Origin of the sequence: Streptomyces mesophilus (assembly GCF_040300965.1) — a bacterium.
Taxonomy (GTDB): Bacteria; Actinomycetota; Actinomycetes; order Streptomycetales; family Streptomycetaceae; genus Streptomyces; species Streptomyces mesophilus_A.
The window spans coordinates 1-17,934 of sequence record NZ_JBEPEW010000157.1 but is presented as its reverse complement, the minus strand read 5'-3'; the positions used below and the strand labels follow the sequence as shown (position 1 = coordinate 17,934).

The following is a 17,934-nucleotide window of genomic DNA, read 5'->3' as shown; positions in this document are numbered from 1 at the left end:
GACGGCACCGGCGGCGGGAGCACCGGCGGTGCGGACGGCTGCGTCGGCGCGGACGGTTCGGCGGAGCTGTCCTCCGCGTCCTCGGCTCCGTCCTCTTCCTCGCCCGGTTCGTCCGAGTCGACGGGCTCGTCCGTGCCCGTGACGTCTTCCGCGTCCGGCTCCGGAGGCGGGGGCACCTGGTCCAGGAACGAGCCGAGGCCCGCGGCCTGCAGCAGGTCGTCGGTGAGCTTCGGGATCTTGGTCTTGGCGTCCGCTGCGGCGAGCACATCGCCGTTCAGGGCGGCGGTCTGCAGCCGCTGCAGCTCCTTCTTGAGCGCGAGCCGCGCGGGACCGACGGGCCAGTCGGCGGCCTCCTTGCCGCCGTCGTCCTCACCGAGCACGGTCTCGATCTCGCGGTCGATCTCGTTCAGCCAGAAGGGGTCGGCCACACCGAGGTTGGTGAGCGGCGAGGCACTGAGACCCTCCACGGCCTCCATCAGATCCTCGAGATCGGCGGGTACGCCGGGCAGGTTGGGCCCGGTGGGCTTCTCGGGCAGGTCCGGCCGCTCGGGCAGCGCCGGCTTTCCGGGCATCCTGGGCCGCTCGGGAAGCGCGGGCCGCTTGACCGACTCGGATCCCGCGGTGGGCGGGGGATCGGCCTTGCCCGTGCCGGCCGCCGCCGTGCCCGGCAGCCCCAGTGCCAGCGCACAGGCACAGGCGCCGACCGTCAGCGGCAGCGTCCCGCGCCATCTGCGCGGTGCCTTCTTGGCCCGGTGCGCCGTCATGGAGAGTCCTCTCGACCTGGGCGCCGGTGGCCCGGCGCTTGTTACGGCCACCCTCGAAGCGCCGTACACAGTCCGCAACCAGACGGCTGCGGAGCGTGGCCATCCGGGTGTACGGCGCGGCCTGCCGGGCTACGGCGTTAGGGTCGAGGCCGCACATGGACAAGGCGGAGCGGCAGTGGCGAGCAGGTGGGGCGGCAGATGGGCGAGATTCCGGAGCAGGGCATGACGGATGCGTACGGCCATCCGCAGGGCTGGCCCGCCAATGAGCTGGAAGAAGTGCTCGGCGCCTCGCTCGGCGCAGGACCCGCGGCGGCCGGCCGCATCCTCGAGGTGCTCGGCCGCAGCTTCGTCTGGGTGCCGCTGCCCAATGGGGGCGGCCGCGGCAGCCAGAACCTGGACGTGCCGACCCTTGAACTCCAGGGCCAGGCCTACGTCCCGGTCTTCAGCTCGCAGCAGCAGCTCGTCCAGGTCACCGGGCCGGCCATGTCGTACACCATCGCGCCCGCCGTGGACTTCGCACGCGGCCTTCCGCCGCAGGTCGGCCTGGTCGTGAACCCCGACGGCGCGATCGGTATCCCGCTGCCGCCGGCCGCCGTCGCCGAACTGTGCAAGGCCGGCCGCACCCCGCTCGACGGACCCGCGAGCGGCGGCCGCGTGCAGCTGCGCGAGCCGGACTGGAAGGAGGACCCCGTCGACTTCCTGCGGGCGGCCTCCGAGGAGTTCGAGGCCACCGGCGTCGTGGTGTCCGCGCGCCGCTGTCTCGCCGCGATCGAGACCGCCGACCCCGTGCTCTTCGTCGGTGTCGAGCTCTCGCGGTGGGAAGGGCCGGGCCGCAACCTCCCGATGGACGCCCTGGGTCGCGCACTCGGCCGGATCGCGCCGCCGTGGCCGGTGAACCTGGTGCTCCTGGATGTGGCACAGGATCCGGTCGGTGACTGGATGACCACCAAGGTCCGTCCGTTCTACCGGCGCGAGCACGCATAGCGCGTTTTACGGAAAACACGCGGGCGAATAAGTCACCGGGACCGTCAAGTCGGTGTCAGAAGCGCCGCATAAGCTGGTTACATAGCCCGGGCCGGTACGTCTTGTTGACGGACGTAATGGTGCGGGGTGAGGGAAAACGGGGCGAAGGGGCGGTCAAGAGTGAGTGCGTCGGGCACGGCTGCGGCCGGGCAGGTCGAGCACATGCTGCGCCAGGTGACACCCGGGCGGTACGACGCGTACGAGGCGCTGCTCCAGGCCATCACCGATGGCCGGATCTGGATGCTGCTCTGGCACGGCCAGGCCGGCTCGCCCGACGCGCAGTACGGGAACATGGAGATCGACGGATTCTCGTACGCCCCCTGTGTCACCTCCGCCCAGGAGCTCGCCGCCTCCGGCTGGAACCGGGCGCACGAGGTCGTCTCCGGACTCGACGTCGCCCACACGCTCTACCCCGACCACTACGGCCTGTGGCTCAACCCGCACGCCCCCGGCGGCGGGGTCGGCGTCCCATGGCTGGATCTGCGCCGTATCGCCACCGGCCTCGCCAAGGTCCCGGCCGGACCCCTGCGGCTCTCCGAGCCGGCCCTCGACATCGCGCAGTTCTACGCGCAGCTCAGCCAGAACGCCCACCGCACCCCCGCGGTCCGCTCCCTGCGCCGCGCCTGGGTGCAACCTGCCCTCGGTGCCCCTTATTTGGCGATCGGTCTGGATGTGTACGACACGTCCCCGTCCGCGGTCGACTCGGTGCGCGTGATGATGCAGCAGTCCATCGCCTCCGTCCCGGACGGTCTGCCCGTCTCGACGGTTGCGATGTCCGACGAGTACGACCCGATCACGATGTGGCTGCGCGCCAACTCCCGCCCGTTCTACGACCGCGAGGCGCACGGTCCGGCCGGGGTCGGTGGCTACGGGTATCCGCCCGTCAGCTGAGCGCGAGCATCGGCGCCGAATCCACCCCATCGCAGGGTGAGTGAGCCGGTTGGGGCGCCATGTCCCGTACCGGGGCGATTTGTTGGGGCCCTGGGTCTCATCTAGGTATCACCGTTATGCGGACCATTCTCCGCGGTGAGCGGTGACTGTAGTGTGCGGCGAAGTTCATGATCTCCCGGCATTCGCCGAACTCAGGGGTGGAGCAATGCGAATACTGAAATCCCGTGGTGCGCGTATGGCCACGGCGGCCGTCGCGGCCACGCTGGTCGTCACCGCTTGCGGAAGCGACCGCGACAAGGGCAACGAAGGCAAGGACGGCGACAAGGACACCTTTGTCTTCGCCGGCGCCGGCGACCCGGCCTCCCTCGACCCCGCCCTGGCGAGTGACGGCGAGTCCTTCCGTGTCACGCGTCAGGCCTTCGAGGCGCTGCTCGAGCACGAGCCCGGTGGCTCGAAGCTCGTCGGCGGTCTTGCCGAGAAGTGGTCGAGCGACCCGGCCGGCAAGGTGTGGACCTTCAACCTGCGCAAGGGTGTGAAGTTCCACGACGGCGAGGCGTTCAACGCCGCCGCGGTCTGCGCCAACTACGACCACTGGTTCAACTGGACCGGTACGTACCAGTCGAGCGCGGTGTCCTACTACTGGCAGGCCATCATGGATGGTTACGCCAAGAACGAGGACAAGGAGCTCAAGCCCTCCAACTACAAGTCCTGCACGGCGAAGGACGACAACACCGCGGTCATCGAGGTGAACAAGGCCTCGGCGCAGCTGCCCGGTGGCTTCTCGCTGAACGCCCTCGCCATCCACTCTCCCAAGTCGATCAAGGAGATGGAGAAGCAGGAGGCGACCGCCAAGGGCGACGCCATCACGTACCCCAAGTACAGCCAGGAGGCCGGGATTCTCGCCGGCACCGGCCCGTACAAGTACGTGAAGTGGAACAAGGGCGACAAGCAGGTCGAGATGACCCGCTTCGACGACTACTGGGGCGAGAAGGCCAAGGTCAAGAACCTGGTCATCAAGACCATCGACACCGAGGACGGCCGTCGTCAGGCCCTCCAGGCCGGTGACATCGACGGTTACGACCTGGTCGCTCCCGCCGATGTGAAGACCCTCGAGGACGCGGGCTACGAGGTCCCGACCCGTGACGTCTTCAACCTGCTGTACCTGGGCATGACGCAGTCGAAGAACAAGGCGCTGCAGAAGCCCGAGGTCCGTCAGGCCATCGCGCACGCCGTCGACCGCGAGAACCTGGTCAAGACCCAGCTGCCCGAGGGCGGCAAGGTCGCGACCCAGTTCATGCCGGACACCGTCGCGGGCTACACCGACAAGGTCAAGAAGTACGAGTTCGACACCGCCAAGGCGAAGTCGCTGCTCAAGGGCGCCGGTGAAGAGAAGCTGAAGATCGACTTCTGCTACCCGACCGAGGTCTCCCGCCCGTACATGCCGAACCCGCAGGACATCTTCGAGCTGGTCAAGAACGACCTCGAGAAGGCCGGCATCACGGTCACCCCGAAGCCCATGACGTGGGCCCCGGACTACCTGGACGCCACCGAGGCGGGCTCCTGCTCGCTGCACCTGCTCGGCTGGACCGGTGACTTCAACGATGGCTACAACTTCATCGGCACCTGGTTCTCCGGCAAGGACAAGCAGTGGGGCTTCGATGACAAGAAGGTCTTCGACGCGGTGAACGCCGGTGCCGAAGAGCCCGACTCCACCAAGCGCGTCGCCGACTACGAGGCCGCCAACGTCGCGATCATGGACTACCTGCCGGGTCTCCCGCTGTCGTCCTCGCCTCCGGGCATCGCGTTCGGCAAGAACGTGAACCCGCCGAAGGTCTCCCCGCTGACGCAGGAGAACTTCGCCGAGGTCTCCTTCAAGTAATCGCACATCACGCAGGGTTCGCCCGGTCACAGGCAGCGTCGGTGACCGGGCGTTCCCGGTTCTCAAGCAAGTAGAAAGGGGCACGCGGGGTGTTGCGACTTGTCATACGCAGACTGCTACAGCTCATACCCACCCTGCTCGGCCTGTCGGTTCTCCTGTTCGTCTGGCTGAACCGACTGCCCGGCGGACCCGCCTCAGCGATCCTGGGCGAGCGGGCGACCGAAGCCGAAGTGGCGCGCATCAACAAGCTTCTGGGGCTCGACCAGCCGCTGTACATCCAGTACGGCCGGTTCCTCAAGCGCATCGCCGAGCTCGACCTCGGCACCTCCACCCAGACGGGACAGCCGGTCTGGGACGAGTTCACCCTGCGCTTCCCGGCGACGGTCGAGCTCTCCATCGCGGCGATGGTCATCGCGATCGCCGTGGGTATTCCGCTCGGCTACCTCGCCGCTCGGCACCGCGGCGGCTGGCTCGACGTCGGCAGTGTCACCGGATCGCTGATCGGCATCTGCATCCCGGTCTTCTTCCTCGCCCTGATCCTCAAGGGGATCTTCGCGGTCGAGATGGGCATCTTCCCCACGACCGGCCGGCAGTCGACCGATATCAACGCCACCGACATCACCGGTTTCGCGGTCCTCGACGGACTGATCACCGGTGAATTCGACGCTTCCTGGGACGCGTTGGTGCACCTCGTGCTGCCCGCCGTGACCCTTGCCTCGATCCCGCTCGCGGTGATCGTGCGCATGACCCGGGCCAGCGTGCTCGAGGTGGTCGGCGAGGACTACGTCCGTACCGCCGAGTCCAAGGGCCTCGAGCGCAAGGTCGTCCGCGGCCGGCACATCATGCGCAACGCCCTGCTGCCCGTCGTCACCGCGGTCGGTCTGCTCACCGGATCGCTGCTTTCGGGTGCGGTGCTCACCGAGTCCGTGTTCACCTTCGGTGGCATCGGCTCGTTCATCCGTACCGCGATCTCCGAGCGTGACTACCCCGTGCTCGTCGGCTTCATCATGTTCATCGCGCTGATCTACGTACTGATCAATCTGTTGGTGGACCTCGCGTACAGCCTGATCGACCCGAGAGTGCGGGTGCACTGACATGACCACCAGCACAAAGGCCGCGAAGATCGAGCGGCTCGCGGAACTCACCGCGCAGAACGAGACCTCCAGCGGCGCGAGCCTCTGGCGCGAAGCCTTCCGCCGCCTCAAGGGCAGCAAGATGGCGATCATCGGCGGCGTGGTCATCGCGCTGTTCATCGTGATGGCCGTCATCGGACCGTGGGTCGCCCCGCACAGCCCCAAGGCGCTGACGTGGAAGGACGAAGTCTTCCTCAACCGCGGGGAGTTCGTCGGACCGCGCGGCGAGAACTGGTTCGGTCTCGACCACCTCGGGCGCGACATGTTCTCGCGCTTCCTCGTCGGTGCCCGCCAGACCCTGCTCGTCGGTGTCGTCTCGATGCTGATCGGCCTGATCATCGGCGCGGTCATCGGCGTCGTGTCCGGCGCGGCCGCGACGCTCGGCGGTGCGGCCGGCCGTCGGGTCGACACCGTTGTCATGCGAATCACCGACATCATGCTCGCGCTGCCGTCGCTGCTGCTCGCGGCGTCGATCGCGGCCGTGATGGGCCAGTCCCTGACGACGGTGATGATCGCCGTCGGTGTCGTCCAGATCCCCATCTTCGCCCGCCTGCTGCGCGGTTCGATGCTGGCGCAGGGCAGCAAGGACTACGTCCTGGCGGCCAAGTCGCTCGGCATCCGCAAGCGCCGGATCGTCGTCACGCAGATCCTGCCGAACTCGCTCAGCCCCGTGATCGTCCAGGCGACCCTCAGCCTCGCCACGGCGATCATCGAGGCGGCCGCGCTGTCGTACCTGGGACTCGGCAACCCCGACCCGTCGGTGCCCGAGTGGGGCGTCATGCTCTCGCAGGCACAGCGCTTCTTCGACAACGCGCCGATGATGGCCGTCTATCCCGCGGTCGGCATCATCATCACCGCCCTCGGCTTCACCCTGCTCGGCGAGGCCATGCGGGAAGCCCTCGACCCGAAGCTGCGAGGCTGAACTGCCATGGCACTGCTCTCAGTTGACGAACTCTGCGTCACCTTCGGCGGCGTCCACGGACGCAAGGAATCCACGGCCGTCGACGGCGTCTCCTTCGATGTCGACCAGGGCCAGGTCGTCGGCCTGGTCGGCGAGTCGGGCTGCGGCAAGTCCGTGACCTCGCTCGCGCTCATGGGGCTGCTCCCGGGCAAGGGCGTCAAGCTCGGCGGGCGCGCCGACTTCGACGGCAACAACCTGCTCACCATGAGCCAGCGCGAGCTGCGCGAGATGCGCGGCAAAGAGATCGCGATGATCTTCCAGGACCCGCTGTCCTCCCTGAACCCGGTCGTCCCGATCGGCATCCAGGTCACGGAGATCCTGCAGCGGCACCGCGGCCTCAAGGGCGAAGCCGCCCGCAAGGAAGCGGCGCATCTGCTCGACCGCGTGGGCATTCCCGACCCGACCCGTCGGCTCAAGGAGTACCCGCACCAGCTGTCCGGCGGAATGCGCCAGCGCGCGCTGATCGCCATGGCGGTGGCCTGTGCCCCGCGCCTGCTGATCGCGGACGAGCCGACCACCGCCCTCGACGTCACCATCCAGGCGCAGATCCTGGAGCTCCTCAAGGAGTTGGTGGACGAGGAGGGCACCGCGCTCCTGATGATCACCCACGACCTGGGTGTCGTCGCCGGCCTGTGCGACGAGGTCAATGTGCTGTACGCGGGCAAGGTGGTGGAATCCGCGGACCGCCACGAGCTGTTCGCCCACCCCATGCACCCGTACGCGCACGGCCTGCTCGAATCGATCCCGCGGCTCGACGCGCCGCGGGGCGAGCCGCTCAAGCCGATCCGCGGTTCCATCAACGACCGGATCGCCTGGGCCGACGGCTGCGCCTTCGCGCCCCGCTGCGACTACTACACGATGGAGTGCCTGACCGGCACTCCCGCCCTGACCGTGCCCGCCGCGGCCGGCCATCAGGTCCGGTGCGTCAACCCCGTACGGGAGCCTGTCGAGATCGCCACGCTCGACGCCGGTGACGTCACCGCGACGGCACAGGGGAGGACCACCGCATGAGCCTGCTCGAACTGAACGACGTCAAGGTGCACTTCCCGATCAAGCGGGGCGTGATCTTCGACCGCACCGTCGGCCATGTGTACGCGGTCGACGGGATCTCCCTGAAGGTCGAGGCGGGCGAGACGTACGGCCTGGTCGGCGAGTCGGGCTGCGGCAAGACGACGCTCGGCCGTGCCGTGCTGCGTCTGGTCGACATCACCTCGGGTGAAGTCGTCCTGGACGGCACGGACTTGGCGAAGCTCTCCGAGAAGGAGATGCGGGTCAACCGGCGCCGGCTCCAGATGGTCTTCCAGGACCCGCTGGGCAGCCTCAACCCGCGCCAGAACATCGAGTCGATCCTCTCCGAGGGCATGGCCGCGCACGGGATCGGCGCCAACCAGGAGGAGCGCCGCGAGAAGATCCGCGCGATCCTCGCCAAGGTCGGTCTGCCGTCCAACGCGCTGAGCCGCTACCCGCACGAGTTCTCGGGCGGTCAGCGTCAGCGCATCGGCATCGCGCGCGCCCTGGTCCTCGAGCCGGACGTGATCATCTGCGACGAGCCGGTGTCCGCGCTCGACGTGTCCATCCAGGCGCAGGTGGTCAACCTCCTCGACGAGCTCCAGGAGGAACTGGGTCTGACGTACGTCGTCATCGCCCACGACCTCGCGGTGGTCCGGCACATCTCCGATGTCATCGGTGTGATGTACCTGGGCTCACTGGTGGAGGAGGCGCCGAGCGATTCGCTGTACGCGGAGCCGAAGCACCCGTACACCAAGGCGCTCATGTCGGCGGTGCCGATCCCGGACCCGACGGTCGAGGAGGCGCGCGAGCGCATCCTGCTCACGGGCGACCTGCCCTCGCCCGCCAACCCGCCGTCCGGCTGCCGCTTCCACACCCGTTGCCCGTGGGCCCAGCCCAAGTGCAAGGAGGACCGTCCGCAGCTGCGGGAGGTCGGCGAAGGACACCGCGTGGCCTGCCACTTCGTGGAGGACATCGAGTCCGGTGTGCTCCAGATCGGCACGGACCGTGCGGCCGTCGTGCCGGCGGCCCGTACGGAGGACGCGGGCATCGAGGCCGCGGCGGCGAAGGCCGCAGTGGCGGCCGAGGACAAGGCAGTCGAGGACGAGGCAGTCGAGGTCGAGGCAGTCGAGGACGAGGCCCTCGCGCCGAAGGCCGATGACGTGACGCCGAAGGCCGATGACGTGACGCCGAAGTCCGAGGTGACCGACTCCGAGGCGACTGACCGCGCAGCGGCCGAAACCGAGGCGATCGACTCCGAGCCGACCGACTCCGCAGCGGCCGAAACCGAGGCGGCCGAAACCGACTCGACAGAATCCGCCAAGGACTCAACCGCTCAGGGCGCGTAGCCACCTCGCACCCGGCCGGCCCCAACCGGCACCCCATCAGCCCCCGGGATCACTCCCGGGGGCTTTTGGCTGTTCACGGCACCTATCAGCCCAACCGGTGCTCAAACTGCAGGAATTACGGTTCCGCAAACTTCCTGGTCGACCCCTGGCGCGTGATCTAGATCACAGAGAACACTCCCCGGGAGCGAGTTGCTATCAGGCCAAACCACCCAGCGTGGAGGAGGTCTTACGCACGTGACCGCACCGATTGAGACCACATCGGCGAGCGCCGAGGCGCAGCCGGAAGCCGTGCTCGCAGGGGCCGGACTGAGTCAGATCGAAGGCCGTTCGCTCGGCCAGATCGCCTGGACCCGGTTCAAGCGCGACAAGGCGGCCGTGGCCGGCGGCATCGTCGTGATCTGTCTCGTGCTGATGGCGGCACTGGCCAAACCGATCCAGGCGGCCTTCGATCTGGATCCCAACAAGTTCAACCAGGACCTCGTCGACCCGGCGCTGCAGGCTCCCAAGGGGGCCTGGGGCGGGATGAGTTGGGAGCATCCGCTCGGCGTCGACCCGGGCTTCGGACGTGATCTGCTGGCGCGCGTGATCGAGGGCTCCTGGGTCTCCCTGCTCGTCGCGGTCGGGGCGACCCTCGTCTCGGTGACGATCGGCGTGATCCTGGGAGTGATCGCGGGCTACTACGGCGGTTGGGTCGACAGCGTTGTCAGCCGGCTGATGGACACGTTTCTGGCCTTCCCGCTGCTCCTCTTCGCGATCTCGCTCTCCGCGTCGGTACAGGACGGCTTCTGGGGCCTGACCGGACTTCCGCTGCGGATCGCCGTACTGATCTTCGTCATCGGGTTCTTCGCCTGGCCGTACATCGGCCGGATCGTCCGCGCCCAGACGATGAGCCTGCGCGAGCGCGAGTTCGTGGAGGCTTCGCGCTCGCTCGGCGCGCGCGGCCCGTTCATCATCTTCCGCGAGCTGATGCCCAATCTGGTGGCGCCGATCCTCGTCTACGCCACGCTCCTCATCCCGACCAACATCCTCTTCGAGGCCGCGCTCAGCTTCCTGGGTGTGGGCATCGCCCCGCCGCAGGCCTCATGGGGCGGCATGCTCACCGATGCCGCGGACCGCTACGAGGCGGATCTGCAGTACATGTTCGTGCCCGGACTCGCGATCTTCATCACCGTCCTGGCCTTCAACCTTCTCGGGGACGGGCTGCGCGACGCACTCGACCCCCGGAGCAAGTAGTCCCGTGTCGCACGCATCGGCAGTCGTACGCATCGGCGGCCGTAGGCATCCAATTCAGGAGGAAGCCTCAGTATGAAGACCAAGAAAGTGACGGCCGTCCTCGGGACGGCGCTCGCACTGGCGCTGACCGCGTCGGCCTGTGGCGGCTCGGACGACGGCGACGGCGACGGCAAGAACAACAACGGCAAGAAGGCCGTGGCCGACGCCGCACTCGAGGCAGTCGTGAACCAGTCCTCCGCGAGGGGCGGCACGGTCACCTTCGAGCACTCCGACGTGCCGGACTCGCTCGACCCCGGCAACACGTACTACGGCTGGGTGCAGAACTTCTCGCGCCTGTACGGCCGTTCACTGACCAGCTTCAAGCCGGCCGCCGGCGCCGAGGGCCTGGAGATCGTGCCCGACCTCGCCACGTCCCTGGGCAAGCCGAGCGCGGACGCCAAGACCTGGACGTACCAATTACGCAAGGGCGTGAAGTACGACGACGGCACCGAGGTCACCTCGAAGGACGTCAAGTACGCCATCGAGCGCTCCAACTTCGCCCCGGAGGCGCTCTCGAACGGACCCACGTACTTCAAGGCGTATCTGGAAGGCGGCGACAAGTACAAGGGCCCGTACAAGGACAAGAGCCCCGAGGGCATCGCGTCCATCGAGACCCCCGACGACCACACCATCGTCTTCAAGCTCAGCAAGCCGTTCGCGGACTTCGACTACCTCGCCACGTTCTCGCAGACCATGCCGGTGCCGCAGGCCAAGGACAAGGGCGCCGAGTACGTGAAGAACATCGTGTCCTCGGGCCCGTACAAGTTCGAGTCGTACAACGAGGGCCGTAACGCCGTCCTCGTGCGCAACCCGCACTGGGACAAGAAGACGGACCCGGTCCGCCCGGCGCTCGCCGACCGGATCGAGGTCAAGTTCAAGGTCAACCCGACCACGGTCGACCAGCATCTGCTCAACGACCAGATCACCGTGGACGCGGCGGGCACCGGTCTGCAGACCAAGACCCAGCCGAAGGTCCTGACCAAGAGCGCGGAGAAGGCCAAGACCGACAACCCGTACGCGGGCGCCCTGACCTATCTGGCGATGTCGACGAAGGTGGCGCCCTTCGACAACGTCGAGTGCCGCAAGGCCGTGCAGTACGCGGTCGACAAGGCCTCGGTGCAGCAGGCGCTCGGCGGCGACACCAAGGGCGATGTGGCCTCGACGATGCTGCCTCCGACGGTCAACGGCTATGTGAAGGCCGACATGTACCCGACCGAGGGCAACAAGGGCGACGAGGCCAAGGCCAAGGAGCACCTGGGCAAGTGCGGGAAGCCGGGCGGCTTCACCACCAACCTGTCGGCCCGCGCCGACCGTCCCGACGAGATCTCCATGGCGACCGCGGTCAAGGCCTCCCTCGAGCGGGTCGGCATCAAGGCGGAGATCAAGACCTTCCCCTCGGGCAAGTACTTCGCGAACTTCGCCGGCAACCCGAGCTACGTCCATGAGCACAAGCTCGGCCTGATGATGATGGCCTGGGGTGCCGACTGGCCCACCGGCTTCGGCTTCCTCGACCAGATCGTCAACGGCTCCGCGATCAAGCCCTCCGGCGGCAACAACCTGATGGAGCTCGACGACCCCAAGGTCAACGCGGCCCTGGGCGAGGGCATCGGCATGACCGACGCCGACGAGCGCACCAAGAAGTGGGGCGAGGTCGACAAGCTGGTCATGGAGACGGCCTCCGCGGTCCCGCTGATCTACCGCAAGAACCTGCTCTACCGCCCGGATTCGGCAACGAACGTCACCGTCACCCAGGCCTATCTGGGGATGTACGACTACTTGCTGATCGGCACGGACAAGAAGTGACACCGCGCCGATCCACTCCCCGTCCGGGCAAGGAACATCCGAGAGGCAGGTGAAGGCAACGAGGTGGCCGCCCGGGCCCGTCCGGACCGGGCGGCCACCCCACGCCGCTGAGCTGTGACCGCCTATCTCATCCGCCGTCTGTTCGCCGCGGTGATGCTGCTCGTCGTCGTCACCGCCGTCACGTTCGCGATCTTCTTCCTCGTGCCCAGGCTCGGCGGCCAGTCGGTCGACGACCTGGCCGTGCAGTACGTGGGCAAGGACGCCAACCCGGAGTCCGTCGCCGCCGTCAAGCAGAACCTCGGCCTCGACCAGCCGCTGGTCGTGCAGTACTTCGACTTCATCAAGGCGATCTTCGTGGGCGCCGAGTACAAGTTCGGCCCCGACGCCTCCGAGTGCAGCGCGCCTTGCTTCGGCTACTCGTTCCGCAGCCATATCGAGGTCTGGCCCGAGATCACCCAGCGCATCCCCGTCACCCTGTCCCTCGCGGTCGGCGCGGCCATTCTGTGGGTGATCTCCGGCGTCACCATCGGGGTCGTCTCGGCCCTCAGGCGCGGCACCTTCATCGACCGTCTCGCCATGACCGTCGCGCTGCTCGGCGTCTCGCTGCCGATCTTCTTCACCGGTCTGCTCGGCCTCGCGCTCTTCACCTCGCAGTGGCCCGTCTGGGAGAGCGTGGACTACATCCCGATCACCGAGGACCCCGGCGAATGGTTCTGGAACCTGATCATCCCGTGGTGTTCGCTCGCCTTCCTCTACTCGGCGCTCTACGCCCGGCTCACCCGCGCCGGGATGCTGGAGACGATGGGCGAGGACTACATCCGTACGGCACGCGCCAAGGGCCTGCGAGAGTCGAAAGTCGTCGCGAAGCACGGACTTCGGGCCGCCCTCACCCCGATCGTCACCATCTTCGGGATGGACTTCGGCCTACTCGTCGGCGGCGCGATCATCACCGAACAGGTCTTCTCGCTGCAGGGCATGGGCGCCTATGCGGTCCAGGCCGTCAAGGACAGCGATCTGCCCATCGTCATGGGCGTCACCTTGGTGGCCGCCTTCTTCATCGTCTTCTGCAACCTGATCGTGGACCTGTTGTACGCGGCCATCGACCCCAGGGTGAGGTACTCGTGAGCGAACTCGAATCCGAGGTGGGCCGCTCGTCCGTACCGGGTCCGCGCAGTGGGACCTCCGGCGCATCCGAAGGCGAGGTGTTCCTCTCCGTACGGGATCTCCGTATCCACTTCGACACGGACGACGGCCTGGTCAAATCCGTCGACGGCATCTCCTTCGACGTACGCCGCGGCCGCACCCTCGGCATCGTCGGCGAATCCGGCTCGGGCAAGTCCGTGACCTCGCTGGGCATCATGGGGCTCCACCGTTCGCGCAGCGCCCGGATCTCCGGTGAAGTGTGGCTGGACAACGATGAGTTGATCGCGTCGAGCGAGGACTTCGTGCGCCGGCAGCGCGGCCGCAAGATGGCCATGATCTTCCAGGACCCGCTCTCCGCGCTGCACCCGTACTTCACGGTGGGATCACAGATCACCGAGGCCTACCGCGTGCACCATCCCGTGTCGAAGAAGACCGCGAAGGCCCGCGCGCTCGACATGCTCGACCGCGTCGGCATCCCCGAACCGGCCAAGCGCTACTCGGGTTATCCGCATGAGTTCTCCGGCGGCATGCGCCAGCGCGTGATGATCGCGATGGCCCTGGTCAACAACCCCGAACTGCTCATCGCGGACGAGCCGACGACCGCGCTCGACGTCACCGTCCAGGCCCAGATCCTGGACCTGATCCGCGATCTGCAGAAGGAGTTCGGCTCCGCGGTCATCGTGATCACCCACGATCTGGGGGTGGTCGCCGAGATCGCCGACGACCTCCTGGTGATGTACGCGGGCCGCTGCGTCGAGCGGGGCACGGCCGAGCAGGTCTTCGAGTCCCCTCAACACCCCTACACCTGGGGTCTGCTCGGCTCCATGCCGCGCATCGACCGGGACCAGACGGACCGCCTCATCCCGGTACGCGGGACCCCGCCCAGTCTCATCAACGTGCCCTCCGGATGCCCCTTCCACCCGCGCTGCCCGCACGCCGACGTACCGCAGGACGACAGGACCCGCACCGTACGGCCCGAGCTGCGCGAGGTCGGCAGCGGGCACTTCACCGCCTGCCACCTCACACAGGAGGAGCGGACCCGGATCTGGACCGAGGAGGTCGAGCCGAAGCTGTGAGCGACGACGACGTGACAGTTCTGAGCAAGGGCGGCGGAACGGATCCGACGAAGCCCGTGTCCACCGTCGAGCCGCTGCTCAAGGTGGAAGGCCTGGTGAAGCACTTCCCGATCAAGAAGGGCGTGCTGCAGCGCACGGTGGGCGCGGTCCAGGCCGTCGACGGCGTCACCTTCGACGTACGCCCGGGCGAAACCCTCGGCGTGGTGGGGGAGTCGGGCTGCGGCAAGTCCACGATGGGCCGGCTGATCACCCGGCTGCTCGAACCGACCGGTGGCCGGGTCGAGTTCGAGGGCCGGGACATCACGCATCTGTCCGTGGGGCAGATGCGTCCGCTGCGCAAAGACGTCCAGATGATCTTCCAGGACCCGTACTCCTCGCTGAATCCCCGGCACACGATCGGCACGATCGTCGGGGCGCCCTTCCGGCTCCAGGGCGTGACCCCCGAGGGCGGCGTCAAGAAGGCCGTCCAGGAGATGCTGGAGCGCGTCGGCCTCAACCCCGAGCACTACAACCGCTATCCGCACGAGTTCTCCGGCGGCCAGCGCCAGCGCATCGGCATCGCCCGCGCCCTGGCGCTCAAGCCCCGGCTCGTGGTGGCCGATGAACCGGTCTCGGCGCTCGACGTCTCCATCCAGGCCCAGGTGGTCAATCTCCTCGACGACCTCCAGGACGAGCTCGGCCTCACGTACGTGATCATCGCGCATGACCTCTCGGTCATCCGCCATGTCTCCGACCGCATCGCGGTGATGTACCTCGGCAAGATCGTCGAACTGGCCGACCGCAAACCGCTGTACGAGACCCCGATGCACCCGTACACCAAGGCCCTGCTCTCGGCGGTCCCGGTCCCCGACCCCAAGCGCCGAGCGGCCCGTACCTCCCGCATCCTGCTCCGCGGCGACGTCCCGTCACCGATCAGCCCGCCCTCGGGCTGCCGCTTCCATACGAGGTGCTGGAAGGCGACGACCGTGTGCAGGACGACCGAGCCCCCGCTCCTCGAACTGGCCCCGGCCCACCGGGTCGCCTGCCACCACCCGGAGAACGCACCGGACCAGGCGCCGGCGGACACGCAGCCGCTGGCGGGGACACCGGCCGAGGACCAGGTGGTCCACCAGTCAGAATGAACCGTGCTGCACGACCTCTTCTCGCCCTCCGTCCAACACGGCCTCGACCTCGCCGGGATCTTCGTCTTCGCGATCTCCGGCGCGCTCCTGGCCGTGCGCAAGAACTTCGACGTCTTCGGCATCGCCGTACTCGCCGAAATCACCGCCCTGGGCGGCGGCCTCCTGCGTGACCTCATCATCGGCGCCGTCCCGCCGGCCGCCTTCACGGACCTCGGCTACTTCGTCACCCCGCTCTTCGCGGCGGCCCTGGTCTTCTTCCTGCACCCCCAGGTCGAGCGGATCAACCGGGCCGTGAACACCTTCGACGCGGCCGGCCTCGGCCTGTTCTGCGTCACGGGCACCACGAAGGCGTACGAGTACGGGCTCGGGCTCACCTCCTCGGCGGCCCTCGGCCTCGCCACCGCGGTCGGCGGCGGAGTGCTCCGTGACGTCCTCGCCAACGAGGTCCCCTCGCTGCTGCGCTGGGACCGCGACCTGTACGCCGTGCCCGCGATGGTCGGCGCCGGGATCGTGGTGCTCTGCATCCGCTACGACGCGTTGAACACCTTCACCAGCGGAGCCGCCGTCATCACCGCCTTCGTGCTCCGGCTGCTCGCGATGCACTACCACTGGCGGGCCCCGCGGGCGTGGAACAGGCGCTCGCATGCGCAGGAAGAGACGGCGTAGCCGCCCGTACCGGGCAAGCAAAGCTACCGCTCAGTAGCAAGCTGATGTACCGTGCATCCCATGACCCAGGAGACCTCGGCACAGGCCACCATCGGCGACAGCGAGTTCGACCGCGACACCGCGGTGACCCTGCGCGAACCCGGGGTCTACGACGCGGAGCTCTCCGCCGGCTGGACCATCATCAGCGCGGTCAACGGCGGCTATCTGCTCGCCGTCATCGGCCGCGCGCTCGGTCAGGCGCTCCCGCACGCCGACCCCTTCACCATCTCGGCGCACTACCTCACCGCGTCCCACCCGGGCCCGGCGGTCATCCGCACCGAGACGGTCCGCACCGGCCGCACCCTCTCCACCGGCCAGGCCTCGCTCTTCCAGTACGACGAGGAGGGCCGCGAGGTCGAACGGATCCGTGTCCTCGCCTCGTACGGCGACCTCGACGCGCTCCCCGACGACGTCCGCACCACCGCGGCCCGGCCCTCGATCCCGCCGGTCGACCAGTGCTTCGGCCCGCAGGACGCACCCACGCCGATCAAGGGCAGCACCGCGATCACCGACCGCCTGTGGCTGAAGCTGGACCCGGCCACGCTCGGCTGGGCGCTCGGCGCACCGTCCGGCAAGGGTGAGATGCGCTCCTGGTTCGGCCTCGCCGACGGCCGCGACGCCGACCCGCTCTCGCTGCTGCTCGCCGTGGACGCGCTGCCGCCCACCGCCTTCGAACTCGGCATCCAGGGCTGGGTCCCCACGGTCGAACTCACGGTCCACGTCCGCTGCCGCCCGGCCCCCGGCCCGCTCCGTATCGCGATCACCACACGCAACCTGGCCGGCGGCTTCCTGGAGGAGGACGCCGAGGTCTGGGACAGCGCGGACCGGTTGGTGGCGCAGTCGCGTCAGCTGGCACGGACACCGCTGGGGCGCTGAACTGGCTCGGTTTTTGCGGCCCGTCTCTTGGGGGCTGCCGCCCCCATACCCCCGCCCCCATCTGTCAGGAGACCTGGCTGTTGCGGGGATGCGGTCCCAGAGTGCCCGTGGGGGCTGCGCCCCCACACCCCGCCGTAGAATCAACGCACCATGGCCTACCTCGACCACGCCGCGACCACCCCGATGCTGCCGGAAGCAATCGAGGCGATGACCCAACAGCTCCAGGCCGTCGGCAACGCCTCCGCACTGCATGCCGCCGGCCGCCAGGCCCGCCGCACCGTCGAGGAGGCCCGCGAGACCCTCGCCGAGGCACTGGGCGCGCGGCCGAGCGAGGTGGTCCTCACCTCCGGCGGCACCGAGGCCGACAACCTCGCGGTGAAGGGCCTGTACTGGGCCCGCCGCGCCGCCGACCCGGCCCGTACCCGCGTCCTCGCCAGCCCCGTCGAGCACCACGCGGTCCTCGACGCCGTGCACTGGCTCGCCGAGCACGAGGGCGCGACGGTCGAGTACCTGCCGGTCGACGGATACGGCCGGGTCCACCCCGAGGCCCTGCGCGAGGCCATCGAGCGCAACCCCGCGGACGTCGCCCTCGCGACCGTGATGTGGGCCAACAACGAGATCGGCACGGTCCTGCCGGTACGTGAACTCGCGGACGTGGCCGCCGAGTTCGGCGTCCCGCTGCACTCCGACGCGGTCCAGGCCTTCGGCCAGCTCGACGTCGACTTCGCCGCCTCGGGCCTCGCCGCGATGACCGTGAGCAGCCACAAGATCGGCGGCCCGTACGGCATCGGCGCGCTGCTCCTCGGCCGCGACCAGACGCCCGTACCCGTCCTGCACGGCGGCGGCCAGGAGCGCCAGGTGCGCTCCGGCACCCTCGACGTCCCCGCCGCCGCGGCCTTCGCGGTCGCCGCGCAGAGCGCCGTCGCCCGG

Annotated in this window: 15 protein-coding genes and 1 pseudogene; 15 read left to right on the top strand and 1 reads right to left on the bottom strand. The window is 68.5% G+C overall.

All coding sequences use genetic code 11. From position 1 onward, the window contains the following. A pseudogene (locus ABT367_RS34915) lies at window positions 1–764 on the bottom strand (hypothetical protein); the annotation flags it as partial. Between the two features lie 198 nt (window positions 765–962). Between ABT367_RS34915 and ABT367_RS34910 the strand changes: the two are divergent. The 15 genes from ABT367_RS34910 to ABT367_RS34840 form a co-directional block, all read left to right on the top strand. Next, complete coding sequence (locus tag ABT367_RS34910; protein ID WP_352257305.1) at window positions 963–1,748, top strand: enhanced serine sensitivity protein SseB; 786 nt, start codon at window positions 963–965, stop codon at window positions 1,746–1,748. 159 nt (window positions 1,749–1,907) lie between these two features. Next, complete coding sequence (locus ABT367_RS34905) at window positions 1,908–2,678, top strand: enhanced serine sensitivity protein SseB C-terminal domain-containing protein (RefSeq protein ID WP_352257304.1); 771 nt, start codon at window positions 1,908–1,910, stop codon at window positions 2,676–2,678. A gap of 205 nt (window positions 2,679–2,883) precedes the next feature. After that, window positions 2,884–4,557: an ABC transporter substrate-binding protein gene (locus tag ABT367_RS34900; protein WP_352257303.1), complete on the top strand. Its 1,674-nt coding sequence runs from the start codon at window positions 2,884–2,886 to the stop codon at window positions 4,555–4,557. An 89-nt stretch (window positions 4,558–4,646) separates the two neighbouring features. Continuing rightward, window positions 4,647–5,651 (top strand): ABC transporter permease, encoded by a 1,005-nt coding sequence (locus ABT367_RS34895; protein WP_352257302.1) that lies wholly within the window; start codon window positions 4,647–4,649, stop codon window positions 5,649–5,651. A gap of 1 nt (window position 5,652) precedes the next feature. After that, window positions 5,653–6,612, top strand: a complete 960-nt coding sequence (locus tag ABT367_RS34890) for an ABC transporter permease (protein ID WP_352257301.1) — start codon at window positions 5,653–5,655, stop codon at window positions 6,610–6,612. A gap of 6 nt (window positions 6,613–6,618) precedes the next feature. Beyond that, window positions 6,619–7,662, top strand: a complete 1,044-nt coding sequence (locus ABT367_RS34885; protein WP_352257300.1) for an ABC transporter ATP-binding protein — start codon at window positions 6,619–6,621, stop codon at window positions 7,660–7,662. Then, window positions 7,659–9,008, top strand: coding sequence for an ABC transporter ATP-binding protein (locus ABT367_RS34880; RefSeq protein WP_352257299.1), 1,350 nt, complete (start codon window positions 7,659–7,661; stop codon window positions 9,006–9,008). The genes ABT367_RS34885 and ABT367_RS34880 overlap by 4 nt, the downstream gene beginning before the upstream one ends. 234 nt (window positions 9,009–9,242) lie before the next feature. Further along, window positions 9,243–10,241 carry an ABC transporter permease gene (locus tag ABT367_RS34875; protein WP_352257298.1) on the top strand — a complete coding sequence of 333 codons (999 nt, stop codon included), beginning with the start codon at window positions 9,243–9,245 and terminating at the stop codon, window positions 10,239–10,241. 72 nt (window positions 10,242–10,313) lie between these two features. Continuing rightward, entirely contained in the window at window positions 10,314–12,083 is a 1,770-nt protein-coding gene (locus tag ABT367_RS34870; protein WP_352257297.1) for an ABC transporter substrate-binding protein, read from the top strand. 114 nt (window positions 12,084–12,197) lie between these two features. Then, the gene (locus ABT367_RS34865) at window positions 12,198–13,208 is read left to right on the top strand and encodes an ABC transporter permease (protein ID WP_352257296.1); all 1,011 of its coding nucleotides are present in this window, start codon (window positions 12,198–12,200) and stop codon (window positions 13,206–13,208) included. Window positions 13,209–13,225: 17 nt separating this feature from the next. After that, window positions 13,226–14,302: an ABC transporter ATP-binding protein gene (locus ABT367_RS34860; RefSeq protein WP_434975609.1), complete on the top strand. Its 1,077-nt coding sequence runs from the start codon at window positions 13,226–13,228 to the stop codon at window positions 14,300–14,302. A gap of 11 nt (window positions 14,303–14,313) precedes the next feature. Next, on the top strand, window positions 14,314–15,423 hold the full coding sequence (locus ABT367_RS34855) for an ABC transporter ATP-binding protein (protein ID WP_352257306.1): 1,110 nt from the start codon (window positions 14,314–14,316) through the stop codon (window positions 15,421–15,423). A 3-nt stretch (window positions 15,424–15,426) separates the two neighbouring features. Then, the gene (locus tag ABT367_RS34850; protein ID WP_165335347.1) at window positions 15,427–16,089 is read left to right on the top strand and encodes a trimeric intracellular cation channel family protein; all 663 of its coding nucleotides are present in this window, start codon (window positions 15,427–15,429) and stop codon (window positions 16,087–16,089) included. Window positions 16,090–16,149: 60 nt separating this feature from the next. Next, entirely contained in the window at window positions 16,150–17,004 is an 855-nt protein-coding gene (locus tag ABT367_RS34845) for a thioesterase family protein (RefSeq protein ID WP_352257295.1), read from the top strand. A 150-nt stretch (window positions 17,005–17,154) separates the two neighbouring features. Then, the coding region (locus tag ABT367_RS34840) for a cysteine desulfurase family protein (protein WP_352257294.1) at window positions 17,155–17,934 on the top strand (780 nt) is incomplete at its 3' end.